This window comes from Lentzea sp. NPDC051838 (assembly GCF_040681245.1).
GTDB lineage: Bacteria > Actinomycetota > Actinomycetes > Mycobacteriales > Pseudonocardiaceae > Lentzea.
The window spans coordinates 93,168-117,983 of record NZ_JBFAYI010000010.1 but is presented as its reverse complement, the minus strand read 5'-3'; the positions used below and the strand labels follow the sequence as shown (position 1 = coordinate 117,983).

Below are 24,816 nucleotides of genomic sequence, written 5' to 3'. Positions count from 1 at the left end.
GTCTGAGTGAGTGCGATGTCGGGCGGTGGGGGAAGATACTCGCCATGACCACCGCCGACAACGGTTTCGCCGACCTGGGGCTGCGGCCCGACATCCTCAACGCGCTCACCACGCTGGGCTACGAGGAGCCGACGCCGATCCAGAGTGAAGCGATCCCGCCGCTGCTCGCGGGCAACGACCTGCTCGGGCAGGCCGCCACGGGCACGGGCAAGACGGCGGCGTTCGCGTTGCCTCTCCTCGAACGCATCGCCGACCGGATCGGCAAGGGCGAGAAGCCTCTCGCCCTCGTGCTCGCGCCGACCCGTGAGCTCGCGGTGCAGGTGTCCGAGGCGGTGCACCGCTACGGCCGGCACATGGGCGCGCGCGTCCTGCCGATCTACGGCGGCCAGCCCATCGGCCGTCAGCTGCGCGAGCTGTCCCGCGGTGTCGACGTGGTGGTCGCGACCCCGGGCCGCGCGATCGACCACCTGCAGCGCGGCACGCTGCAGCTCAACGACCTGCAGATGGTCGTGCTCGACGAGGCCGACGAGATGCTCGACATGGGCTTCGCGGAGGACATCGACGCGATCCTCGCCGAGGCGCCGGCCGAACGGCAGACGGTGCTGTTCTCGGCCACGATGCCGCCGCGCATCAACCGCATGGCCAAGAGCCACCTGCGCGAGCCGGTGCTGATCCAGATCGAGCGCGAGAAGACCGAGCCGGGCGAGGCCCCGCGCGTCCGGCAGACCGCGTACCTGGTGCGCCGCGAGCACAAGCCCGCCGCCCTCGGCCGCGTCCTGGACGTCGAGGCGCCGACCGCCGCCGTCGTCTTCTGCCGCACGCGTGACGAGGTCGACCAGCTCACCGAGACGCTGAACGGCCGCGGCTACCGCGCCGAGTCGCTGCACGGCGGCATCAGCCAGGAGCAGCGCGACCGCGTGATGGCCCGCCTGCGCGGCGGCACGGCCGACCTGCTGGTGGCCACCGACGTCGCGGCCCGAGGCCTCGACATCGAACAGCTCACGCACGTCGTCAACTACAACGTCCCCTCCGCCCCCGAGGCGTACACGCACCGCATCGGCCGCGTGGGCCGCGCCGGCCGTGAGGGCGTCGCGATCACCCTGGTCGAGCCGCGCGAGAACTCGATGCTCAAGACCATCGAGCGCGTCACCAAGACCAAGATCCCGATGGAGAAGGTCCCGACGGTCGCCGACCTGCGCGCCCGCCAGCTGGAGCTCACCCGCTCCTCGCTGCAGGAGTCGCTGATGGAGGACGACCTCAGCCGCTTCCGCGTCGTCGTCGAAACCCTCGCCGACGAGTTCGACGTCATGGACATCGCCCTCGCCGCCGTGAAGCTCGCCCACGAGGCCTCCGGTGCCGCCGCGGACGAGGAGGAGATCCCGGAGGTCCGCCCGCGCGAGGACCGCGGTCCTCGCCGCGACGGTGCTCCCGCCGGTCCGCGCCGCGAGCGCCGTGGCCCGTCCGAGGGCATGACGAGGCTGTTCCTGGGCGCGGGCCGCTCGTCCGGCATCCGCCCGCAGGACATCGTCGGCGCCATCACCGGCGAGACGAACCTGAAGGGCCGCGACATCGGCGCGATCGAGATCGCGGACCGCTTCTCGCTGGTCGAGGTGCCTGGGCCGGCCGCGAACTCCGTCATCGAGCAGCTGCGGGACGCGACGATCAAGGGCAAGCGCATCACGATCCGCCGCGAGCGCCAGCCGCGCTAACAGAGGCAACGACAACGGCTCCCTCCCGGCGAACCGGGAGGGAGCCGTTGTCGTCAGCGGGTCAACCCACGTCGTAGACCAGCGTCCATCGCTGGTTGTTCTGACCGGTGAGGTCCCATGTCTGGACCGCCGCGCCGTTGTGCGTGGCGTGCCCGACGGCGTCCGCGAACTGGCCGGTCAGCACGCTCTGCAGCCCAAGTGTGTTGTCCACCGCCTGGGTGAAGTTGAACTGTTCGCTGCCTTCGTAGTGGCACTGGAACTGGACGATCGATGTCCCGTTCACGTACCGGCCGTGCTTGACGTCCAGGCACTTGCCGGACTGCTTGTTCTTCAGCGAGTACCGGTTGTGACCAAGCGGGATGACCTCCCACTTCGCCTTGTCGAGGCCGCAGTCCCACAGCTCGGTCACTGCCAGGTCAGCGTTCGCGCCCTCGTTCGACCTGTCCCAGGGACCGACGATCTGCAGGCAGCGACCGGACTCGACGCCCTTGATCGTCACGATGCCAGAGCTCACACCCACCACGTCCGCGCGGTGCGTCGGATCGATGAGACGCCAGCGCTGGTCGGCCGCGTTGGTGTTGCTGCCCAGGCCGATCAGCGTCGCGTTGGTGGTGCCGCCGTCCTTCGCGGTGGCGTACCGGCCCGTGGCGATGTTCTGCAGCTGGAACGAGCCGTCGGCGGCGTTCTCGATGAACCTCCAGCGCGCGCTCGGGCTGTCACACCAGTTTTGCGCTACGGCGTCACCGGAGACGTCCAGACAGAACACAGAATGCAGGTTGCGGATGATCCACTCGTTCTCGCTGACCTGGAACAGTTCCCAAATCTGCTTGTAGCCGCGCACGCAGTCCCACAGCTCCTGCTGCTGACCGGCCCTCTGCGCGTCCTCCCACGCACCCCAGACCTGCAGGCAGCGGTCCGATCCGACGCCTCGCATCTCGACCACTCGGCGGTTCTCCGGCTTGATCAGGTCCAGCTTGAGTGCCTCGTGCTGACCGACGTCGAGGAACATGTGGCGTGCGCCGAGATCACCCGAGAGCGCGACACGTGCCGCTCTGGCGAGGTTCGGCTTGTAGCCGTCACGCTCGGCAGCGGTGAGAATCTCGTTGATCCGCTTCTCAGTCTCGATCGCGTCCGCGTGGTTCTGGTCTTCGAGATCCTTCTGGTGCGCGGCATGCACACCGGTGAAGATGTACGCCTTCCACGCCTTGGGGTCGTCGGTGTCACTCGCAGCCCGCGCGTTTGCCTTGACCCACTTCCCGTTTCCGCGGCTGAAGATCGCGTAGACGAACTCTCGGTCCGTCATGAGCTTGAGCTCCTGGGTCAGCACCGCCCCAGCCGCGACCTGCCAGGCGTGTGCCCGCTTGTCCTCGTTCTCTTGCCGTTCCCGCGCTTCCCGGGTCCTGCGCTCGTCTTCCTCGATGCGACGGAGCCTGTCGGTCTCCCGAGCGGCGAAGATGTCGGTGACGATGTAGGTGATGCGCTGCTCGTCGGTCGACGTCGTGGTCAGCACAGCCGCTGCCTTGTTCTTCACCTCGCTGTTCGCCTCAGCGCGTTCCCAGAGACGGAAGACGAACTCCTTGATCGTCGTGTCGAGATCGCCCTGGGTCAGGTTGTTCCAGCTGACAACGGCAGCCGCGGCGATGCGCTGCTTGTCGCGTTGCGCCTTCCGCAACTGCTCCATCACATCAGCCTGGTGCGCCGTGTAGATGCCTTCGGTGATGAAAAGGAAGCACGCTTCCGGGTTGGACGTCGCCATGAGCGCCGTGTAGGCGGCGTCGTTCACCGCTGCGTTGGAGGGCTGCCTCGTCTGGCCCCATACCCACATGGTGAAGTTGCAGTCGGTCATCTGGTACTGGGTTGGCGTGATGGCGAGAGGGATCTCCCTCGCCGCCGCGATCTTCTGGTCGGGCGTCGACTCACGCACCGCTTGAGCGCTCGCCAACGCGGGCGCCGCCGTGGCGAACGAACCGCAAACTAACGTGGACACGACCGCGAGCGCGGCGAATGCGCGCATGCAGCGGCCGCCCAGACCGAATCTGGACAACTGCGAATCCCCCCGGACTCAAGGCATCACCAACGGTTTTGTGGCCAGACCCCCAGCCTGCCGGATGCCGTGGCAGACCTTCCCACGGCGGCAATACGACCCGCAACGCATGTGACTTGAGTCACATTGGTGGCGGGCCGGGGCCGTGCTAAAAACCTGTGGGCAACTCTGCTCGCCGCCTTTTTCCGGGGGGAAATGTATGGGGCGTAATACTTTGCTGCGCTCACTTCTGATCGCCGTGCTGGTGTTCGGAACGGTCATGACAGCAGCGACCACGCCGTCGATGGCCGAGACAACGGCCACAACCACTGCCACGCAAGCAGATCTGGCCACCGCAAGACGTGACACAGTCAGACGTACGGCCATGTCCGAGTTCGTGTCGGCAGAACTCCGCGCAGAAGCGTTGCAGGCACTGCTGAGCAACCGCGGCGACGAGGCGATCGACGAGTTCTTCGCCACCGGCATCGCCAAGGCGAGAGACCGAGCGACAGAACGGGAGACGAACAACCGCCGCTACATCCAGGAGATCAGCCGGTACTCGCCCAGCGGAAGCGCGGTGCGGTTCACCTCGGACCAGGCGCTGGTCAGCTCGGCGAACGCGCAGGACGTCTACGTCCAAAGTGGATACGAGCGCGCCAGGGCTGCGGATGAGGCCAGCGACAACCAGCACCAGGAACACCTGGCGCGCCTGGCCGGAGAAGACCGCGAGTACGTGGCCTACCTGGCCGCTAACGATCCCGGCACGCAGGTCCGAGCGGCCGCCCAGCGCGCACTCTCGGGCGACGACACGAGTGTGGGCCTGTTCTTCAAGTACTACTGGGGCATCGGAGCAGATGTCGACAACGAGGGCTTCCGCCGCAGGACGCTGGAGCAGAACGAGATCTGGCATCGCAGGATCCTCGCGCTGACCGACGCTGCCCTGGCCGCGGAGAAGGCCGAACGGGAGTCCAGCGGCGAACTGGCCCGCAAGGCGCGCCTCGACGCCATCGCCAGGTGGGACGAGGTCAGCCGCGAAGCAGGAAAATCCTCCGTGGACTGGAACGTGGAGAAGGCCAAGGCGGACGCCCAAGCGGCGGCTTGGGCACAGGTGGCCGAGCATGCCCGTGCCGCGCAAAGCGAGCAGGACTGGGCCGCGATTCTCGACCGTGCCGCCTCGTCCAACAACTCGTGGTCGGAAGAGGCGGCTTGGGCGCTCGGCCAGGCGAAGTTCTGGCAGGACCTGGCGGTCAACGCCAAGAAGAGCGCGGACGCAGCCCGCGACCGGGGGGACCAGTAACCACATGAGTCTTTCACCCAGCGCCGCCTCGTCGCGGCGCGGATCAGTCATGGCTGTCGTCATCATGCTGGTGCTGGCGTTGCTGGGCGGCAACGCCCACGCACTCGCCGCACCCCAGCCGGTGCTCCAGCAAGCTCCCGCCAACACCGAGCCGACCGAACCGGTCGACGAGGAACTCGAGTTCTACAAGCAACTCGTCGGTGACATCCGCGACCACGCGGAGGACGTCGAGGTCCGGGACGCAGCCGCGGCCGCGCTCACCGTCGGCACCAAGGAAAGACTGGTCTGGTTCCTCGACGTGGGCCTGGCCGAGGCTCAGACTCGCGCCGAGCAGCGCAAGAGCGTCGAACGCGCGGAGAACCGCAAGAAGGTCGATGAGTGGGCCCGTACCGGCGGCCCGAACGTCAAGGCGGGCGCGCAGGCCGCGTTGAACGCCGGCGACCGCGCGATCGCGGACTTCGTGGCCTTCGGCTACGAGATCGCCCTCAAGCGGGACAAGCAGCAGGCCGAGGACGACAAGGCCGAGCAGGACCGGATCATCGCCCGTGTCAAGGACATGGTGGCGCACGGCGGACCGCAGGTGCAGCTCGAGGGCGGCGCGATCCTCGAAAGCAAGGACTACCCGCGGATTCGAGAGTTCTACCTCACCGGGTATCACGAGGCTCACAAGCGCGACGCCGACTTCCAGAAGGTCATCGAGAAGGCGCTCGAGGACCGCAACCGCGCGGTCGCGGAGCTCGACCAGCTCGCTCGACGCAGCACCGCAGCCGCAGACGCGCGAGCCGAGATCATGCGGGCGAACATCGACGCGGTCAAACACCTCGACGACGTCCTCTTCGCCATGCGGATGTCGGTCAAGGCCGCCCACAAGGCAGACCGGATCTTCCAGGAGGACAAGGCCGGTCGCGCCAACGGCCAGAGGGGGCGCGACCAAGAGCTGGACGCGGCGCGTGCCGAAGCGGCCGAGTACGCCGCCCGTGCCGAACGGGTCGCGACGCTGGCCGAGAGCACGACGCAACGCGCACGCAACGCGGCAGAGCGTCTGGTCGACAGCGGCATGACCAATGGCCTCGACTGGGCAAAGGTCACGATCGGGATCGGATCGGCCGTCTCTGCTGCGGCCTCCGCCGCAGAGGCAGCGCAGCAGGCGGCAGTGGCCACGCTGGCCGACAGTCGCGCGCTCGACGCCGACCGCAACGCCCAGGAACACGCCGGCAACGCGCAGAAGTACCTCGCCGAGGCCAAGCGTCAGGAGTTGAGGGCGGCCGAGCTCGCCGAGGCGGCCAAGAAACAGCAGGAGATCGCAGCGGCGGCGCGTGATCGTGCCGCGCGGCAGAAGGAGATCGCCCAGCAGAAGGCCGCGCAGGCCCAGCAGCACGCCGCGAACGCCCGCGGCGCCAGGGTGAACGCACAAGGTGCGGCGACGAACGCCGCGGTCAAGGCGAAGGGTGCGTTCGAGGCCTACGCCAGGGCAGGGCAGCTCGCCGCGGAGCACGACGCGGCAATGGGCAAAGTCCGCAAGGTCCAGACCGAAGTGGACATGGTCACGACGCTGCATTCGATGCGGCTCATCGGCGCTGACCGGCTCCAGGGCGAGCTGGAAGCGGCCGAGCAACGGGCACGCGAGCAGGGCCAGAACGTCGAGGAGGTCACCCGCGAGATCCGGGGTCAGGCCACCACGGCGCGTTCAGAGGCGAACGCCGCCGCGGCGTGGGCCGAGCGGGCGAGGGCCGCTGCGGCGGCGGCACGAGCAGAGGCGCAGCGGGCGGAGACCGCGGCACGCGACGCGCGTGCGGCCGCGGCACGGGCTAACGGCGAGGCGGTGACCGCACGCCGGGCGGCCGATGAGGCACACCGGCTCACGTTGGAGGCGACTAACGCTGCCCTGGCGTCCAGGGCATCGGCCGAGATGACCCAGCAGGAGGCTGAAGCCGCCGTACGTGAGGCCAACCAGTCGGTGTTCCAGTCCGTGATCGCGGACAGGGCCGCTGCCGCGGCGAGCGCGGCGGCGTCGATCGTCGTCGACTCGGCTCGCGTGGCCGAGGCGATCCTGCGTCAGTTCGCAGGAGTCAGCGCCGACGCGCGCAAGGCGCTCGAGGTCACCTCCCAGGCACTGCTCGTCGGCGAGGAGCAGTCCCGGTCGGCCAGGGAGAAGGCGGATGAGGCCGACAAGGCGGCGATCAGCGCCCGGAAGGCGGCCACCGACGCGCTCGACACCGTCAAGCCGGCCTACGAGGCTGCCGCTCGTGCCGCCGAGTCAGCGAAAACAGCGGCACAGCACGCGCTGAACGCCACCAACGCGGCGGACGACGCCGCGAAGCAGGCTGCAGCGGCCCACGGCGCGGCAAGCACGGCCACACAGTGGTCGAACACGGCGCGCCAGGACGCGGTGCTCGCGGGCAACGCCGCGGCCTTGGCCGGCGCCTCGGCCGCGAGCGCGAATCGGGCCGCCTCCGCGACGGAGCAGATCGCAGACCTGGCCGAGGAGGCCAACAACCAGGTTCAGCAGTTCCTGGAGCACGTCGCGGAACGGGTCAAGGACGTCCACGAGTTCCGTCTGCGCCGGGACATGGCCGAGCAGATCGCACGGGAGGAGGCCGAGCGCAAACGGCAGGAGCTCAACAACAAGTTCGCGGCCGGCTTGGCGTGGGCGGCGGTGTGCTCCGAAGGCCCGAGCAAGAGCGACCTGGTGAACAAGTTCTGCCGAGACGGTCTGGACAGGCTCAAGAACTACGCCAACCGCGCCGCGGACACCATGAAGGACGGCCTCAACGAGTCGCTGTTGCAGGCCGCGCGGTGCGCGGGCGGCGATGAGCACGCGTGCCAGATCATCAGGGACGGCCAGACGCCTCTCCAGCAGTTCCGGAAGACCGTCGGCGAGGGCATCGTCGAGTCCGCGACGGGCGCGCTGGATGGCCTGATCGCCCTCGGGGACTGCGTCACCTTCGGGCTCAGCTCGTGCAGGCAGATCGCCGAGGGTCTCTGGTACACGCTCCAGAACCCGCACGTGATGATCCACTTGGAGGAGTGGCTCGACAACCCCGCCAAAGCCATCGGCATGACGTGGTTCGACCTAACACTCACGCTGAGCACAGCGGGAATCGGCAGCGGCGGCACCGCGATCACCAAGGGCCTCGGCACCTTCGCCAAGGGAGTCGGCCGCGGTGCGGGCAAGTTCTTGAAGGACGTCGCCCACCTCGAGAGTCTGTTGACCAAGCTCGCCGACAACATCCCGACGAGGTTGCCCAACCCGTTGGTCGAGGTCCTCAACCTCCAGGCGCGCATGGAGAACGGCCTCGTCAAGATCGACGGGGCGATCGCGGAGATCGACGGCCAGCTCTACCGCGTGGAGAGGATCGAAGTCCGGCCGGACGGCGACCTCACGCACCTCGACGGCTCCATCGTCCGCCTGGAGATCGACAAGCTGCGGATCGAAGGCGGCATCGCCAAGGTCGAGAATCCCAGGGTCAAGTTCGAGCAGCCCAAACCGTGCGGCACGGCAGTCAGAGCGGCGGCCGGTGATTGTGTCCCGTCCTACCGGGAGGGCCGCACCGACCCGAATACCGGCATCTACACCGCACGGGAGAACCACAAGGAGATCGAGCTCTCGGCACAGGAGAACAGCAAGGCGGACGAGTTGCTCAGGAAGGCGGAGGAACTCGAAGGTCCCGTCACCACGGTGATCGAACGGCTCAGGAACGAGATCCCCGGCGCTGAGCGCAGGGGAGAAACGACTGCACGCAAGGGAGAAGAGTCGCTCAAGCGCAAGCTTGACGAGGCCTTGCGCCCGGAAAGGAAGGAGGGCGACACCAGCCCACTGCCAACGCTTCAGGCAGCGCTGCGCAAGATCAACGACTCGCTGCGCTACACCCTTGTCTTCCCGGAGGAGACCTACACGCTCAGCGTGATGGAAGGGCTCCGCAAACTCGATGCCAACCCCGACATCCGGGTGACCGTCGTGAAGAACAAGTGGGCCACGAACATGGCACAAGAAGGTGAAAACTACAAGGGCATCAACATCACCCTGGAGACAAAGGACGGTTTCCAGTTCGAACTCCAGCTCCACACACCGGCCAGTTACACCGCCAAGGAGGCGGAACACGGCTTGTACGAGCTGGCGCGCACAGCCAGGACCAAGGAGGAGAAGGACGCGATCCAGCTCCAGTCCGACAAGATCTTCGGCCAGATGAAGACTCCTGTTGGCGCGCCGGGAATCCCACAACGCTAGTGTCGGATCCGAACCGGGCCCCGGTCACCCGGCCGGGGCCCGCTCTCATCACCGCCGAACGAGGACTCATGAGCACGACGTACCGCTACTTCGCCCTCCTCACCCCGACGCACCCGACGCTGACTTCCCCGTCCATCGTCTGTCGCCAGTGGACGGACGCGAGCGGACGCGTGCACGAGGAGGAGTACACCCAAGACCTCAGGTGGCGGCCCAGCAACACGGAACAACAGGTACTGAGAGCGGAGCTGGACGGTGAGATCCGACCGATCACCGAAGAGGCCGCCTTGCGGTTCGTGGAGGAAACCCAACCGGCACGCGTCCGCAGTTACGAACCAGCGGACGGCCAGTACTTCTACTCGGTGATCGTGACCAACCTCAACCCACTGGAGAACCCTCGCGCGCTCCTCCGCACCTGGCTCAGCCCTCAGGGATACTCGATGGAGCAGGCCTGGACACACACCACCGGCTGGGTGAACAGCAGCTACATGTACGACCTGCATTACGACCACCTCGACGGTGACGCAGTGGGCATCACCGAGGAGGAAGTCCCGCGGTACCAGGAAATCGCCGAGAAGAACTACCTCGAAGCCACCCGCGTGATCAACTACCGGTACTACGCGATCGTCGACGAGAGCCACCCCGTGGACGACCCGTTGACGATGGTGCGCCAGTGGAACGACGGCGACGTGGTGAAGGAGGAGCAGCTCACCGACGAGCTGCTGTGGGAACCGGCGGATCTGGTGGGACCGCGAGGTGACCGGGCCGTGCCCTTGGACGCTGACACCGCCGCGAAGATCGAGTACGTCCTGGTCAAGCGGTTCCGTGCGAAGCACGGGCTCTAGGGCTTGCGCGCCTCGATCAGGAACCGGGTCGAGGTGCAGACGAACTCGCCGTGCTCCTGGATGTGCTCGTGCATGTCCAGGAGCCGGTCCCGATAAGCCTCGACCGTGAACCCCGGCACCGTCCACAGCACCTTGCGCAGGAAGTGCACCACCGCGCCGACGTCGAAGAACGCCACCTTCAGCTCAGCCGGTTCGAGCCGCAGCACCTCCAGCCCGGCTGCCTCGGCCTCCGAGCGAGCACGTGAAGTGCTGCGCTCGTCGCCGACCGGCTGCGGTCCCATCATGAAGTCGGTAAGCCCGCTGTTCGTGCCGGCGCCGATCTGCTGCGAGAAGTAGGTGCCGCCGGGCTTGAGCACCCGCGCGACCTCCTGCCACGGCGTCACGACCGGGTGGCGGCTGATGACCAGGTCGAACAGCTCGTCGTGGAACGGCAGCGGTCCGTTGTCCGGCGCCTGCACGACGAACGCGTCCGGCAGGTTCCGTTGTGCCACGGCGGCGTTGGGCGGCCACGACTCGGTGGCGGCCATCAGCGGCGGCAGGACAGCCGTGGACGCCGTGACCTCGCCTCCGCCGGTCTGCAGGTCGAGAGCGGACTCGACGGCCGCCAGTTTCGACGCGATCAGCGATGCGTAGCCCCACGGCGGGCGCTCTTCGGTGGCACGGCCTTCGAACCAGGAGAAGTCCCAGCCCGGAAGCGGAACCGCGTTGCCCTCTGCCACCAGCTCGTCGAACGACCTCATGATCCGCAATGCCACCACAGCGACGCGGGACGGGCCACCGGATATCGGCGGCCCGCGGCACCTGCCTCGGGCGCTGAGCCGCCGCGTCCCTGGTCCGGCTCGCGCACGGCGAGGCAGGTGCCGCAGGGGTTTACAACGACTCAGCGCCCGCCCGGTTACGCCTTGAGGCGGTACGCCCGTACGACCGTTTGGTCGACCGAGTTACCGTTCGCGTCCGTCGCCACTACGCGTAGCGACACGTAACCCCCAGGTTTCCCACCCGGTGGCACGATCGACTTGACCGGCACCCAGTTCGCCCCGTCGTCGAACGATGCGTAGGCGCGCAGCTCACGCACGGCCCCCGACGCGGTGAACTTCGCGGGCATCGGTGCTCCGGCCTTCCAGCTGTTGCGCAGGTCGAGCGGCAACGTGTAGTCGACCTCGGGCAACGCCAACCGGCCGTCAACCGAAGCCGAGAACTCCCACGTCGTCCGCACCGAGGTGGACAGCGCGGACGTCTGCCGCGAGGCGTTCAGCGCCAGCTTGTACCGACCGGTCCGCGAAGGAGCGTTGAACGCACCGGAGTACGCGTCCTGCACACCCAACGACGTGCCGTTGTGCGAAAGCTCCAGGGTGCCGGACCCGCTGTAGACCCAGTTCTCGACCGCACCGGACCAGCCGAACGGCGAGATACGAGTGGTCAGAGCGTCGCCGGAACGCGAGACACCGCCGCCCTGCGACCACTGCACCACCGTCGGCGCCCCCAGCCGTGGCGAACTGACACCGCGCAACTGAGAGCGTTCGTACCGATGGCCCGCAGCGAACGTCACCGGCCGCAAATCCGCCCACGAAGTGACGGTCGGGTCGTCGCCGCCACCGAAACCGCGGCCGTCGAAGCCCTCCTGGAACCACGTGCCGGCCGAGTAGTACTCGGTGCGCTCCATCGGCGCCCACAACGGCTCGTCGAGCACGGTGTCGAAGTCGACCGCGCCGTCACGCACCGGGTAGTTCCGTTGGCGCACAAAGCCGTCGGCACCGGACGTGTGGTAGCGCGCCTTGACCTCGGCCAGGTCGGACCGCCTGACCTGATGCGTGCCGACAGGCAGCTTTCCCTTCTCCTGCAACGAGAGCGTGTACGACACGGGCGAACCCTGCACAGCCCGCAACGTCAGCTTCCCCGGCACCGCGAACTGCGGCGCCACCGTGACCACCGGGATCGCGGTCTGCTCGTCGTACGGCAGCGGAACAGGTCCCGAGTACAGGACCGCGACGGCTCCGGCCGCCTTCATCTCCTCGGCCAGCACGAGCAGGTCCTCGCCCTCCGAACGCACCAGAGCGAGCTTGCCGCGCACGTCAGAGCCTCGCTCGGCCACGTCGAGCACGTGGTCGCCCGGAGCCAGGAACTTGCTGGAGTCGAAGTACCGCACCGGGAACCCGCCGGGCACCGAGATGATCGGCTGACCGCCCTTGAGCCCCTGGTCGTACTTCAGCTCCGGCAGCGCCGCACCGAACTGCGCGCTGTACAACGGCACGCGTCCGTCCATTGTCGAACCGATGCCGTTGATGCGACCGGCGTTCATCGGCACGCTGATGTCGGACGAGCGGTACCACAGCGCCGCGGACGAGTCCGGCAGCGTGACGCTGAAAGGCTTGGCCTGACGAGCATCCACGTGCACAGAAACGTCGGCCGCCAGCGAAACCCGCCCGGCCACCTCGGTCGCGGAGACCGGCGTGAACCAGCTGTAGCTCGCCGGGAACTCCTCGATCCGCGCCAGCACCGCGTAGTCGGCGACGGGCAGCTTGACCTCACCGACGCCGTTCTCCCCGATCGACAGCACTTCCGCTGCACGGGTCGACAGGTTCACCAGGATCGCGAACTCGTTCCTGGCCGGCTTGCCGTCCCGCCCGGTGAGCTTCAACGACAGCTTGTGCCGCTCCTCCTGCACGTACGCGCCGACCGAGGTGGTCAGCGAAGCGCCGCCGCCGGACGCCTTGACGTGCCCGAAGAACTGGCCGAGTCCGACCCGCGGATCGAGCACCACGTCAACGGAAGCCGTGCCGGCGGCCGGGACGACGACCGAACCGGGAACCGTGAAGTTCGCACCCAGATCATGCGTCAGCGCAAGGGAAACCGGCGCGGAACCGTCGTTGCGGTAGGTGATCGTCTTCGTGAACGTCCTGGTGTGCGGGAACTCCAGCAGCCCGAACGACAGGCTGCCGGCAGAAGCCCGGACCTGCTGGGTGACCGCACGGCCGACGTCGAGCAGGCCGGTGCCGACGTTCGACGGCGAGTCCGCGACCGGCTTCACCGTCGCCATCAGGTGCGCCTTGAGCTCGGCAGCCGTCCAGGAGGGGTTGCGCTGCACCAACACCGCCGCCGCACCCGCCACGTGCGGCGACGCCATCGAGGTGCCGCTGATCCGAGCGTGCAGGTCGTCGACCGCGAACTCCTCCAGCGTGCCCTTGGCTCGCGCCGCCACGATGTCCGTGCCGGGCGCGCCGAGGTCGGGCTTGACCGCGAAGTCCCCGATGCGCGGCCCGCGCGACGACCCGTCGTTGATCACCCCGGTCTTGGTCATGTTCGCCACGGCCAGAGCGGCATCGGCCGACGCGGGCGAGGAGACCTTGCGGAACGTCCCCGAGTTGCCGGCCGCGATCACGAACAACGCACCCGTCTCGGCGGTCAGTTCGTTGACCTTCACCGACATCGGGTCGGTGCCGTCGGTCTGGTCGCTGCCGAGCGACATGTTGACGACGCGAGCCTTGACCTCGCGTGCCGCCCACTCCATGCCGGCGACGACCGCGCTGTCGTAGCAGCCCTCGAACTCGCAGACGCGGCCGATCGCGAGCTTCGCACCCTTCGCGACACCGGTGTACTTGCCGCCGTGCCCGGCGACGGTGGCCGCGACGTGCGTGCCGTGACCGACGTCGTCCTGGATTCCGGACGGCGTGAAGTCCTTCGACGCCGACACCACTCCGGCCAGTTCCGGGTGGTTCTGGTCGTACCCGGTGTCGAGCACGGCGACCGTGACGCCCGTGCCGTCGAACCCGGCCTCCCACGCGGCGGGCGCGCCGACCATCGGCACGCTCTGGTCGAGCAGGAGCTTCGATCTACCGTTGAGCCACAACTTTCCGGCACCGCGCGCCGGGTTCCACTGTTGCCGCGCGTCCTTCTTGGCGACCGCTCCGGCCGCGCGGAAGTTGTTGTCCAGCACCGGGATGCTGTCCACGCGGTCGTCGGTGTAGCCGAACTGGTGCAACGCCGTGACGTCGAAGAACCTCTTGTCCACGCGATCCTGCCCCACCGCGTCGACAGCGTCCGCCGGCACCACGTACTGGTGGTCGTTCTGGACGTACTTGGCGAACGACATCCCCGGCCGGCCGTCGACCCGCAGCAACGAGCCGCGCTCGTCGACGACGACCTTGTCACCGGTGATCAGCGTGATCGTCCGGGACTCGTGCCCCGTGACGACCGGTGCCGCCTGTGCAGCCACCGGGCTGACGAGCCCGGCGGCGAGCACAGCGGCTGCCAAACAGCGTGCTGAACGCACCTGTCCTCCCCTGAGTGTGAGTCTCACACTCAGGTCAGTGCGTCCCCGCCCGTTTTGGTTGCCTCGTTCATGATCTCTTCACAATTCAGGCGCCGCGGTAGGTGCCGAAGCTCCAGCGGTTGCCCTCGGGATCGGCGACGGTGAAGCCGCGCGAACCGTAGTCCTCGTCTTTGAGGCCACGGACTTCCGTAGCCCCGTGCGCCATGCACTGCGCGTAGATCTCGTCTGGCCGATCGGTCACCACGTAGATGGAAGCAGCGCCGACGTGCGTCGCCGTGACCTCGCCGACCGAACGCTGGTCGGACCCCAGCATCACGCCGCCGCCCTCGGGCCAGACCATCTCGCAGTGCACGACCTCGCCGTCGGCCTCACCGGGCACGACGAGGTGCTCCTTGAAGCCGAACCCTTCCACGAGAAACCGGATCGCGGCCGGCGCGTCCTGATAGGACAGAGTCGGCCAGCAGGTAGGTGCGGGTGTAGTCATGGGAACTACCTTGCGGCCGGTGCACCCTCGCTGCCTTGTACGAATGGAAGCTCCGCCGCGATCCACTCCGTCGGGGTCGCCCCGCACAGCGCCCGCCAGTCGCGGTTGAAGTGCGCCTGGTCGGTGTATCCGCAGGCCACGGCCACCTCGGTCAGCGTCGGCCGGACCTCGCCGCGCAGCATCCGGTTCGCCCGCTCGAACCGCATCACGCGCGCCATCACCTTGGGCGTCAACCCGTACTCGGCGGCGAACCGCGCGCTCAGGTGCTGGCGGCTCCACCCGACCTCGGCGGCGATCTCCCCCACCTGCGCACCGGAAGCGAGTCGCTGCCACGCCCACGCGACCTCGACCTGCTGCTTGACCGGCCGCACCAGCCCGCCGAGCACGAGGTCCAGGTGGGCGAACCGATCCACCCACGTCGTCGCCTCCTGCAGCCGTTCGCGCAGCTGCGAGGCCGGAGCGTCGAGTGAGTCGAGGCCGACGGTGGTCGATGACAACTCACCGGCCGGCATGCCGAAGAACGCGCGCATCCCCAACGGCGTCAGCTCGCACTGCACGCCGTGCTGGAACCCGTCGTGCGTGATGATCACGGCCTCGTCGTACAGGCCGCCGCACAACGTCGCGAACCGGCCCTCCTCCAGGTCGACCGTGCCGTCGATGGTGACCACGAGGGTGAGCGAGCGCGACGGCAGGCCGCGGTGAATGCCGGGCTCGGTGCGCATCCGATACCCGGAGTACCGCGTCACGAACGGCCGCAGCCTCGGGTGCGGCAGGCCGATGACGTGCTCGACGTCCACGTTCCCGATGCTAGAACAACTCACCCAGAACGAGCAGGCCCGCGCCGACGGGCACCAGGTCGACGCCGTACGAGGTGACGCTCACGTCCACGTCCGGCATCGCCCGCAGGTAGAGATCCGGCTGACGCAGCACCTTCCGTCCACTCAGGACGATCTGGTCGAGGTCCAGCAGCTGCACCAGGTTCGTGACCGCCGCCGCGAGCACCCGCGCCGCTTCCACGCCGGTCGCAGCGGCGTGCACCGCCTCGACGCACCCGCGACGTCCGCAAACGCACAGCGGCCCGTCGAGCTGAATGGTCGTGTGCCCGAACTCGCCCGCGCCGGACCGCGCGCCCCGGTGCACCTCACCGCCGAGCAGCAAACCGACACCCAGACCGGTGCCGACGAACACGAGAGCCGCGTCCTGAAGCGGTCTTCGCCACGCTTCAGCGAGCACGGCGGCGTTCGTGTCCTTGTCCACCACGACCGGCAGCCCGAGCCGTTCCTCGGCCAACGCCTTCAACGGCACGCGCGACCAGCCCGGCAGACCGTTCGGCGACACCACCCCGCCGACGTGGTCGAGCGGGCCGGCGATCCCGATGCCGAGCCCGAGCACCTTCTCCCCCGGCTCGATCAACGGTTCCAGCGCGTCGAGCACGTCGTCAGGGGTGAACATCGGCGCCAACGGCACCACGGACGTCGACACCACCTCGCCGGTCAGGTCGAGCCGCACCACCCGCAGCTCGTCGCGGTCGACGTAAGCCCCGTAGGCGTACGCGCCGCCGGCCTTGAGCTGGAGCGCGATCCGCGGCTTGCCCCGGCCCCCGTCCCGCACCGCGCCGGTCTCCTCCAGCAGCCCCGCCGCCATCAGCCGCGCCACGATCTTCGACACGGCCTGCGCGGTCAGCTTGGTCTGCGAAGCGATGGACGCCCTGCTCAGAGCCCCTGAGCGGACCAACCGGAGCACCGTCCGGTCGTTGTGCGAACGCAGCGAGGTGAGGTCCACGTAGCAATTATGCAACAGCGTTGCTTTAATGAGAAGCATGACACGAGTCGGACTTCTGGGCTACGGCATCGCGGGCCGCGTCTTCCACGCGCCGCTCATCTCCTCGACGGAGGGCATGGACCTCGTCGCGATCGTCACGGCGAACCCGGAGCGGCAGGCGCAGGCCCGTGCCGCCTACCCGGACGCGAAGATCGTGACCGCGGACGAGCTGTTCGAGATGGACCTCGACCTGATCGTCGTCGGCACGCCGAACCGCACCCACGTCGAGTACGCCCGGAAGGCGATCGACAAGGGCGTCGCGGTCGTCGTGGACAAGCCGTTCGCACCGACTTCGACTGAGGCCGAGGAGTTGGTGGCCTCAGCGCAAGCGAAGGGCGTGCCGCTCACCGTCTTCCAGAACCGCCGCTGGGACAGCGACTTCCTCACCGTCCGCAAGATCATCGGCCAATTGGGGGACATCCGGCGGTTCGAGTCTCGATACGAACGCTGGGTGCCCGAGATCTGGGACAACTGGCGCGAGTTCGGCTCCCCCGAGGAGGCCGGCGGCCTGCTCTACGACCTCGGCGCGCACCTCGTCGACCAGGCGCTGCAACTCTTCGGCCCGGTAAAGCACGTCTACGCCGAACTGGACCTCCGTCGCCCCGGCGTGCAGGTGGACGACGACGTGTTCGTTGCACTGACGCACGAGAACGGCGTCCGCTCACACCTGTGGGCCAACGCGCACGCAGCTCACCACGGTCCCCGCTTCCGCGTGCTCGGCAGCGAAGGCGCGTTCGTGATCAGCGGCATGGACGAGCAGGAGGACGCGCTCGACGCGGGCCGCCGTCCGACCGACCCCAACTGGGGCTACGAGACCCGCACCGGACAGCTCGGCATCCTCGGCGACACCGTCGAGGTGCCCGTCGAGCTCGGCGCCTACGAGACCTTCTACGCCGAGCTGCAGGCCGGCCGCATCCCCGTCGACCCCGTCGGCAGCGTCCACGCGCTGGAGGTCATCGAGGCCGCGTTCACGTCCGCGCGCGAGAACCGGGTGGTGGAGCTGTGAACTCGGACGAACTCCTCGCCCAGGAGCGGAAGCTCCAGTTCACCCGGTTCGGCAACGACGTCGCGATCGAGCTCGGCCTGCACCTGCTCGACGCGGCCCGCGAACAGGGCCTGCCGATCGCGATCTCGGTGCGACGCAACGGACACAGGCTCTTCCACGCCTCGCTGCCCGGCACCGCGCCGGACAACGACAGCTGGCTGGAGCGCAAGGCCGCGGTCGTCGACCGGTTCGGCCACAGCTCGTTCTACGTCGGCACGACCTACCGCGAGAAGGGCAGGTCGTTCGAGGACGAGCCGCACCTCGACGCCACCCTGTACGCGGCGCACGGCGGCGTCTTCCCGGTCATCGTGCGCGGCACCGGCCCGGTCGGCACCGTGGGCGTCTCCGGGCTGCCTCAGGCCGAGGACCACGAGTTCGTCGTCACTCAAGTGGAATCGTTCATCAACTACCTCTCCCAGAAGGACGGAGTCTGAGGACTCGGCCCCACGGGCGTGGTTTGCGCTCCTCGTACACGGCTGGCTGCGCGTGTACGGGTCGCATCCACCGACAGCACCGTTCAAGCAGCTACCGGATCGGGCACGTTGATGTGCACCCACACCGACCGTGCCCGGTTTCGGACGTTCACGGCGGCGACGACATCGGCGGGTCCGGCGAGACCGCACCGACGACAGCAAAAGTGGTCCCTGGTGGGACGGTTGGCACGGTCCGTGTGTCTACACCGCGGGCACATCTGGCTGCTGTAACGCGCGTCCACCAGCAACACAGGCACGCCAGCGCGTTGCGCTTTGTAGCGAATGTGCAGTTCGAGCTGACGGAACGGCCAGCTGGCGAGTATGGCTCGCTGGTGCCGGGAAACCGTGACCCGGTCGCGGATACCGCCCAGATCCTCAAGGGCGATACCGCGACCGGTGCGTTCGGCAACAGCCACTACTCGTTTGGCGATCCGATGGTTCACGTGGGCCGCATGCCGGGCTTCACGCTTGGCGCGGCGCTTCAACCGGCGGCGCGCCGACTTCGTCTTCCTGGCCTGCAGCTCAGCACGTTTGCGGGCATGCCAGCGCCGATAGCGCTGCAGGCGACGCCCTTGGAAGTTGTCGGCGTCCGACGTCGTGGCCAGGTTCACGACGCCCCGGTCCACGCCGATCCAGTCGACTGGACCGAACGCGGGCTTCTCCTCGACGTCACAGGTGGCGATCAGGAACCACATTCCGTCCCGCGACACCAGGTCTGACTCACCCCGCCGATGCTCCCGCAGAGTCGCGAGCTGTTGCGGCGAACCTGTGAACCGCAGCTTCTTCACGCGACCCGAGACAGTCCAGATCGACACCGTGCTCGCGTCGTACTGCCATGACAGGCAGCGGTCGTCGAACGGCTGCGCCGCATCCCTGCGGAAGCTGATCGGCTTGGACTCCGCCCGAGCCCGGCGCTTGCTGCCGGCAGCACCGAGATTGCCGTTGCGGACGTTCGCATGCAGCGCGGTGTACGCGTCTGCGACCTTCTTGATCACATGCTGAGCGGCCTGCGCACCCAAGCCACGGGTCTTCAACTCGCCATAAGTGGGCTTGCGCAGTGCGTACTCGCGAAAGACGCCCTTCTGGAACGCCACCCGCGACACCGCATCAGCCGCCTCGTTGCAAGTGTTCAAGGTCGACCGCAACGCCACCAGCTGTTCTGCGGTCGGCAGCAGCTTCACCTGCACGACGACCTTCACTCCAGCAGCCTAACCGAACGCATGTTCGAGACAGTCGCCCGGGGTGCGGACAACCTCCACCCCGCGAGACCGACAGAAGCATTCCCCCTCCGACCGAAACGCCAGATGTTCCTAGACTCCCGCGACGCGTAATAGCACGAATAGTCCTTGGTACAAAATCCGGGCTTGAGTTCCACTCGACACCCAGAGGCGCAATGCCGCATTGATACACACCACTTCGAGTGGTTTCCGATCCACTCGGAGTGGTGTTGTATAGCATCCGAGGATGTCTCACCAATGCGCACGAAAGAGTGATCCTACTGGGCCAAACGAGTGCCCTATTCCACAAAAATACGAATAGAGACAGCTCACCCGCCTGCCGATACACAAGTGGTTGCGTGATGCACCAGTTGTACGCTCCGTAGCATCCACAGGCGTAAGACACCCACCCGAATGTCGCCTTTTTGGCCGCTTCACAGCTATCAATCGCGAGAACTAACGTCCGTTCCGGCTTATCGGATTGGTCCATTAGCGCATTGAGATTGATGGGGTGTGGGTTGTGACTGTGACGGATTCTGACCTCAATGAGGGCCGTCAGCAGCTGAGTTTGGGCACGGCCGCCGCACGTAATCTGGCCACGACCACCAAGTCCGTCCCGCAGATGCAGGGAATCACTTCCCGCTGGCTGCTCAAGGTGCTGCCCTGGGTCCAGGCCGCGGGTGGTGCGTACCGCGTCAACCGCCGTCTCACCTACACGTTGGGCGATGGCCGCGTCTCGTTCACCAACATCGGCGCGGAGATCCGCGTCGTGCCCCAGGAGCTGACCGAGCTGTCGCTGCTGAAGGGCTTCGACGACGAGGCCGTGCTCGCCGCGCTCGCCGGCCGGTTCCGGCAGCAGGAGTTCGGCATCGGCGACCTCATCGTCGAGAAGGGCCGCGCGAAGGACACCGTCGTGCTGATCGCGCACGGCAAGGTCGACAAGATCGGCACCGGCGAGTACGGCGGCGACACCGTGCTCGGCAACCTGGCCGACGGCGAGTACTTCGGCGAGACCGTGCTGGCCGGGCCGCAGGGCGAGTGGGAGTACACCGCCAAGGCCGTCACCCCGGTCACCGTGCTCACGCTGTCCTGGGACGACTTCCAGGCCCTCAACGGCGAGGCCGGCGGCCTGCGCGCCCACATCCAGCACGCCTTCAACAGCCGCAGCAAGCCGCAGAACGACTTCGGCGAGGCCGAGATCGGCATGTCGGCGGGCCACGACGGCGAGCCCGTGCTGCCCGGCACGTTCGTCGACTACGAGCTCTCGCCGCGCGAGTACGAGCTGAGCGTCGCGCAGACCGTGCTGCAGGTGCACACGCGTGTCGCTGATCTCTACAACCAGCCGATGGACCAGGTCGAGCAGCAGTTGCGGCTCACGATCGAAGCCCTGCGCGAACGCCAGGAGCACGAGATCGTCAACAACAGGTCGTTCGGCCTGCTGCACAACGCGGACCTCAAGCAGCGCATCCACACCCGGTCCGGACCGCCCACCCCGGACGACTTCGACGAGCTGCTTTCGGTGGTGTGGAAGGATCCCGGCTACTTCCTGGCGCACCCGCGCACGATCGCGGCGTTCGGCCGTGAGCTCAACAAGCGCGGCATCTACCCGCAGCACATCGACTTCAACGGCCAGCAGGTGCCGGCGTGGCGCGGCATCCCGGTGCTGCCGTGCAACAAGATCCCGATCTCGGACACCCGCACGTCGTCGGTCATGCTGATCCGCACCGGCGAGCAGAACCAGGGCGTCATCGGCCTGCACCAGACCGGCATCCCGGACGAGTACCAGCCGGGTCTTTCGGTGCGGTTCATGGGGATCAACGACCAGGCGATCATCAACTACCTGGTCAGCGCCTACTACTCGGCGGCCATCATGGTGCCGGACGCGATCGGCGTTCTGGAGCACGTCGAGCTGGGCCGCGAAGGCTGATGTCGTTCACCATGCCGGAGTTCTACGTGCCCCACCCGGCACGGATGAACCCGCACCTCGAACGCGCCCGCGCCCACTCGACGCAGTGGGCGCGGGACATGGGGATGCTCGACACCGGGGTGTGGACGGACGAGATCCTCGCGGGCGACGACTACGGGTTCATGTGCGCGTGGACCCATCCGGACGCGCCCGCGGAGATCCTCGACCTCATCACGGACTGGTACGTCTGGGTCTTCTACTTCGACGACGAGTTCTTCGAGGAGTTCAAGAAGTCCACGGACGTGGCGGGCGCGAAGGCGTACCTGGACCGGTTGCCGGCGTTCATGCCTCTCAACGGCACGGACCCGTGGCCGGAGCCGGAGAACCCGACCGAACGCGGCCTCGTCGACCTCTGGCAGCGGACGATCCCGCTCATGTCGGAGGACTGGCGGCGCCGCTTCACCACGAGCACCCACAACCTGCTGCTCGAGTGCATGTGGGAGATCAAGAACATCGAGTCCGGCACCGTCGCCAACCCGATCGAGTACATCGAGATGCGCCGCAAGGTCGGTGGCGCGCCGTGGTCGGCGAACCTGGTGGAGGTCTCCGAGGCGGCCGAGGTGCCCGCGTCCATCGCGAGCACCCGGCCCCTTCGGGTGCTGTCCGACACGTTCTCCGACGCGATCCACCTGCGCAACGACATCTTCTCGTACGAACGGGAAGTCCAGCGCGAAGGCGAGAACTCCAACGGGGTGCTGGTGTTCGAGAAGTTCTTCGGCCACGACACGCAGACCGCGGTCGAGGCCGTGAACAACCTGCTGACCTCGCGGCTGCACCAGTTCGAGAACACCGTGTTCACCGAGCTGCCGCAGCTGTTCTCCGAGCACGGGGTGGATCCTGTGGAGCAGGCCCGCGTGCTCAAGTACGTGAAAGGCCTGCAGGACTGGCAGTCCGGCGGGCACGAGTGGCACCTGCACGCGGGGCGCTACACCAAGGTCGAGGGAGGCGCGGGCAACTCCGCGTTCTTCCGCACGATCCTGCGCGGGCCGACCGGTCTGGGCACCTCCGGCGCGTGGCTGGGGGTGTCGCGTGGCTGAGTTCGACATGCCTTTCGCGGCAAGGCTTTCCCCGCACGTGGACCGCGTCCGCCAGCACACCAGGACATGGGTGCGGGACATGGGCATGCTGAACGGGGCGCCGTGGACCGAGGCGTTCTACGACGCGGCGGACTACGGCGGCTTCGGGCCGTTGACCCACCCCACGGCGTCGTTGGAGGACCTGAAGCACATCAACGACTGGCACACGTGGGGCTTCTACGTGAGCGACGCCTTCCTGGACGGCTTCCTCAGGACGCGCAACGTCCTGGGCGGCAAGGCGTTCGTCGCGGGCCTCAAGTCCGTGCTGAGCGGCTCCGCCCCGATGAACCCGGCAGAGAAGGGGTTGGCCGACCTGGTCTCCCGGTCCACTTTGGACGACGAGGACCACGCGCATCTCGGCGAGTACCTGGACGCGCTGCTGTGGGAGCTGCACAACACCGCCCAGGGCCGCGTGCCCGACCCGATCGACCTGGTGGAGATGCGCAGGCGCTCGATCGCCACCGAGCTGTCCGCCAAGCTCGCCCGCAAGTCCGTCGGCGCTGACCTGCCCGCGGAGTTGTTGCGCAACAGCACGATGAGGGCGCTCGTCGACTCCTTCGGCGACGTTCCCGCGCTGCGCCAGGAGATCATGGGCTTCGACCACGTCTACGCCACCGGTGGCAGCACCACCAGTGCGGTGCTCGCCGTCCAGCAGTTCTTCGACTGCGAGCTGCCGCAGGCGACGTCCGTCGTGGCGGACCTGATCGCGGCACGGTTGCGGCAGATCGTGTCGATCATCGCCGAGCTGCCGTCCATCGCGGCCGAGTACGCCCTCGACGAGGACGCGAAGGCCGGGCTGCACCGGTACGTCGAAGCGCTGAAGTCGTGGCTCGCCGGCGAGCTTCTGTGGACGCAGAGATCCGGAAGATTCAGCTTCTCCCCCACCCCCACCCGGAAGTCGTTCCACTCCCCCTCGGGACTCGGCACCGCCGCGGTCCTCGTTCGATAGATTGGATTTGCAGTGACTGTTACCGATCCGGGCCTCGGGGTCGACGAGAAGCAGCTGAGCCTGTCCAGGGCAGCGGCGCGCAACCTCGCCACGACCACCAAGTCCGCACCGCAGATGCAGGGGATCTCGCCCCGCTGGCTGCTGCGCATGCTGCCGTGGGTCGAGGCCAAGGGTGGCGCGTTCCGGGTCAACCGGCGCCTCACGTTCGCGATCGGCGACGGCCGGGTGACGTTCACCAGCGTCGGTTCCGAGGTGCGGATCGTGCCGCAGGAGCTGGCGGAGTTCGTGCTGCTGCGCGGGTTCGAGGACGAGGAGGCGCTCACCGCCGTCGCGAACCGCTTCGAGCAGCGCGAGTACCAGCCGGGCGACGTGATCGCGGAACGCGGCCAGTCGGTCGACGAGATCGTCGTCATCGCGCACGGCAAGGTCACCAAGACCGGGCGCGGCGAGTACGGCGACGACGTGGCGCTGGGCACGATCGCGGACGGCGAGTACATCGGTGACGAGCCGGTGCTGTCCGGTGCGGAGAAGCAGTGGAGCTTCACCGCGCGGGCGTTGACGCCGACGACGGCAGTGGTGCTGTCGCGGGCGACGTTCAACCAGCTCAACGGGCAGATCGAGCCGCTGCGCGCGCACATCGCGCAGCAGCTGGCGAACCCGAGCAACGCGTCGAACAAGCACGGCGAGGCGGAGATCGACATCTCGTCGGGTCACGACGGCGAGCCGATCCTGCCCAGCACGTTCGTGGACTACGAGCTGCGGCCGCGCGAGTACGAACTGTCGGTGGCGCAGACGATCCTGCGCGTCCACACGCGTGTGGCGGACCTCTACAGCCAGCCGATGGACCAGGTCGAGCACCAGTTGCGGCTGACGATCGAGGCCCTGCGCGAGCGGCAGGAGTTCGAGCTCATCAACAACAAGGAGTTCGGCCTCATCGCGAACGCCGACCTCAAGCAGCGCATCAGCACCCAGTCCGGCCCGGTGACGCCGGACGACATGGACGAGCTGATCTCGCGGCGCCGCAACACCAAGCTCATCCTCGCGCACCCGAAGGCGATCGCCGCTCTCGGTCGCCAGCTGTCGTCGCGGGGGCTCTACGCGCCGACGGTCGAGGTCGAGGGCAAGCCGCTGCAGTCGTGGCGGGGCATCCCGATCGCGCCGTGCGACAAGATTCCGGTCAACAAGAACGGCACCACGTCGATCCTCGCGATGCGCCTGGGCGAGGAGAAGCAGGGTGTCGTCGGCCTGCGCCAGACCGGCATCCCCGACGAGTACGAGCCTGGCCTGAACGTGCGGTTCATGGGCATCGACGAGCACGCGATGCTGAAGTACCTGGTGTCGACGTACTACTCGGCCGCGATTCTGGTGCCGGACGCGCTGGGCGTGCTGGAGAACGTGGAGATCGGTCTCTAGTCA

17 protein-coding genes are annotated in these 24,816 nt (G+C 67.7%); 10 read left to right on the top strand and 7 right to left on the bottom strand.

Going from position 1 to position 24,816, the window contains the following annotated elements; genetic code table 11:
• Positions 1-44: 44 nt before the first annotated feature.
• Positions 45-1,709, top strand: a complete 1,665-nt coding sequence (locus AB0M24_RS23215; protein ID WP_363771301.1) for a DEAD/DEAH box helicase — start codon at positions 45-47, stop codon at positions 1,707-1,709.
• A gap of 61 nt (positions 1,710-1,770) precedes the next feature.
• On the opposite strand, the gene AB0M24_RS23210 is transcribed toward AB0M24_RS23215, so the two are convergent.
• Positions 1,771-3,696, bottom strand: coding sequence for an RICIN domain-containing protein (locus AB0M24_RS23210; RefSeq protein ID WP_363771298.1), 1,926 nt, complete (start codon positions 3,694-3,696; stop codon positions 1,771-1,773).
• Positions 3,697-4,117: 421 nt separating this feature from the next.
• On the opposite strand from AB0M24_RS23210, the gene AB0M24_RS23205 reads away from it, so the two are divergent.
• From AB0M24_RS23205 to AB0M24_RS23195, 3 genes are all read left to right on the top strand, one after another.
• Complete coding sequence (locus AB0M24_RS23205) at positions 4,118-5,029, top strand: hypothetical protein (RefSeq protein ID WP_363771295.1); 912 nt, start codon at positions 4,118-4,120, stop codon at positions 5,027-5,029.
• A gap of 49 nt (positions 5,030-5,078) precedes the next feature.
• Positions 5,079-9,257 (top strand): hypothetical protein, encoded by a 4,179-nt coding sequence (locus AB0M24_RS23200; RefSeq protein WP_363771293.1) that lies wholly within the window; start codon positions 5,079-5,081, stop codon positions 9,255-9,257.
• A gap of 68 nt (positions 9,258-9,325) precedes the next feature.
• Positions 9,326-10,099, top strand: a complete 774-nt coding sequence (locus AB0M24_RS23195) for a hypothetical protein (protein ID WP_363771290.1) — start codon at positions 9,326-9,328, stop codon at positions 10,097-10,099.
• On the opposite strand, the gene AB0M24_RS23190 is transcribed toward AB0M24_RS23195, so the two are convergent.
• The 5 genes from AB0M24_RS23190 to AB0M24_RS23170 all read right to left on the bottom strand — a co-directional run bounded on the left by AB0M24_RS23190 (position 10,096) and on the right by AB0M24_RS23170 (position 16,635).
• Positions 10,096-10,839, bottom strand: a complete 744-nt coding sequence (locus AB0M24_RS23190; RefSeq protein ID WP_363771287.1) for a methyltransferase domain-containing protein — start codon at positions 10,837-10,839, stop codon at positions 10,096-10,098. The genes AB0M24_RS23195 and AB0M24_RS23190 overlap by 4 nt on opposite strands.
• Before the next feature lie 155 nt (positions 10,840-10,994).
• Positions 10,995-14,369 (bottom strand): S8 family serine peptidase, encoded by a 3,375-nt coding sequence (locus AB0M24_RS23185; RefSeq protein ID WP_363771284.1) that lies wholly within the window; start codon positions 14,367-14,369, stop codon positions 10,995-10,997.
• An 85-nt stretch (positions 14,370-14,454) separates the two neighbouring features.
• Entirely contained in the window at positions 14,455-14,853 is a 399-nt protein-coding gene (locus tag AB0M24_RS23180; RefSeq protein ID WP_363771282.1) for a VOC family protein, read from the bottom strand.
• A gap of 5 nt (positions 14,854-14,858) precedes the next feature.
• The gene (locus tag AB0M24_RS23175; RefSeq protein ID WP_363771279.1) at positions 14,859-15,650 is read right to left on the bottom strand and encodes a helix-turn-helix domain-containing protein; all 792 of its coding nucleotides are present in this window, start codon (positions 15,648-15,650) and stop codon (positions 14,859-14,861) included.
• A gap of 10 nt (positions 15,651-15,660) precedes the next feature.
• Positions 15,661-16,635: an ROK family transcriptional regulator gene (locus AB0M24_RS23170; RefSeq protein WP_363771276.1), complete on the bottom strand. Its 975-nt coding sequence runs from the start codon at positions 16,633-16,635 to the stop codon at positions 15,661-15,663.
• A 37-nt stretch (positions 16,636-16,672) separates the two neighbouring features.
• Here AB0M24_RS23170 and AB0M24_RS23165 point away from each other — a divergent pair, with 37 nt between their 5' ends.
• Both AB0M24_RS23165 and AB0M24_RS23160 read left to right on the top strand, forming a co-directional pair.
• Positions 16,673-17,680, top strand: a complete 1,008-nt coding sequence (locus AB0M24_RS23165) for a Gfo/Idh/MocA family oxidoreductase (protein ID WP_363771273.1) — start codon at positions 16,673-16,675, stop codon at positions 17,678-17,680.
• Positions 17,677-18,153, top strand: a complete 477-nt coding sequence (locus AB0M24_RS23160) for a heme-degrading domain-containing protein (RefSeq protein ID WP_363771270.1) — start codon at positions 17,677-17,679, stop codon at positions 18,151-18,153. Before AB0M24_RS23165 ends, AB0M24_RS23160 begins: the two co-directional genes overlap by 4 nt.
• A gap of 83 nt (positions 18,154-18,236) precedes the next feature.
• Here AB0M24_RS23160 and AB0M24_RS23155 read toward each other — a convergent pair whose 3' ends face one another.
• Positions 18,237-19,391, bottom strand: coding sequence for a transposase (locus AB0M24_RS23155; protein ID WP_363771267.1), 1,155 nt, complete (start codon positions 19,389-19,391; stop codon positions 18,237-18,239).
• A gap of 538 nt (positions 19,392-19,929) precedes the next feature.
• Here AB0M24_RS23155 and AB0M24_RS23150 point away from each other — a divergent pair.
• The 4 genes from AB0M24_RS23150 to AB0M24_RS23135 are packed head-to-tail and all read left to right on the top strand — an operon-like array spanning position 19,930 to position 24,813.
• The gene (locus tag AB0M24_RS23150) at positions 19,930-21,336 is read left to right on the top strand and encodes a family 2B encapsulin nanocompartment shell protein (protein WP_363771264.1); all 1,407 of its coding nucleotides are present in this window, start codon (positions 19,930-19,932) and stop codon (positions 21,334-21,336) included.
• Positions 21,336-22,412, top strand: coding sequence for a hypothetical protein (locus AB0M24_RS23145; protein ID WP_363771261.1), 1,077 nt, complete (start codon positions 21,336-21,338; stop codon positions 22,410-22,412). Before AB0M24_RS23150 ends, AB0M24_RS23145 begins: the two co-directional genes overlap by 1 nt.
• Positions 22,405-23,400: a hypothetical protein gene (locus tag AB0M24_RS23140; protein WP_363771258.1), complete on the top strand. Its 996-nt coding sequence runs from the start codon at positions 22,405-22,407 to the stop codon at positions 23,398-23,400. The genes AB0M24_RS23145 and AB0M24_RS23140 overlap by 8 nt, the downstream gene beginning before the upstream one ends.
• A 12-nt stretch (positions 23,401-23,412) precedes the next feature.
• A complete protein-coding gene (locus AB0M24_RS23135; RefSeq protein ID WP_363771255.1) occupies positions 23,413-24,813 on the top strand; it encodes a family 2B encapsulin nanocompartment shell protein in 1,401 nt (466 codons plus the stop codon).
• Positions 24,814-24,816 lie beyond the last annotated feature (3 nt).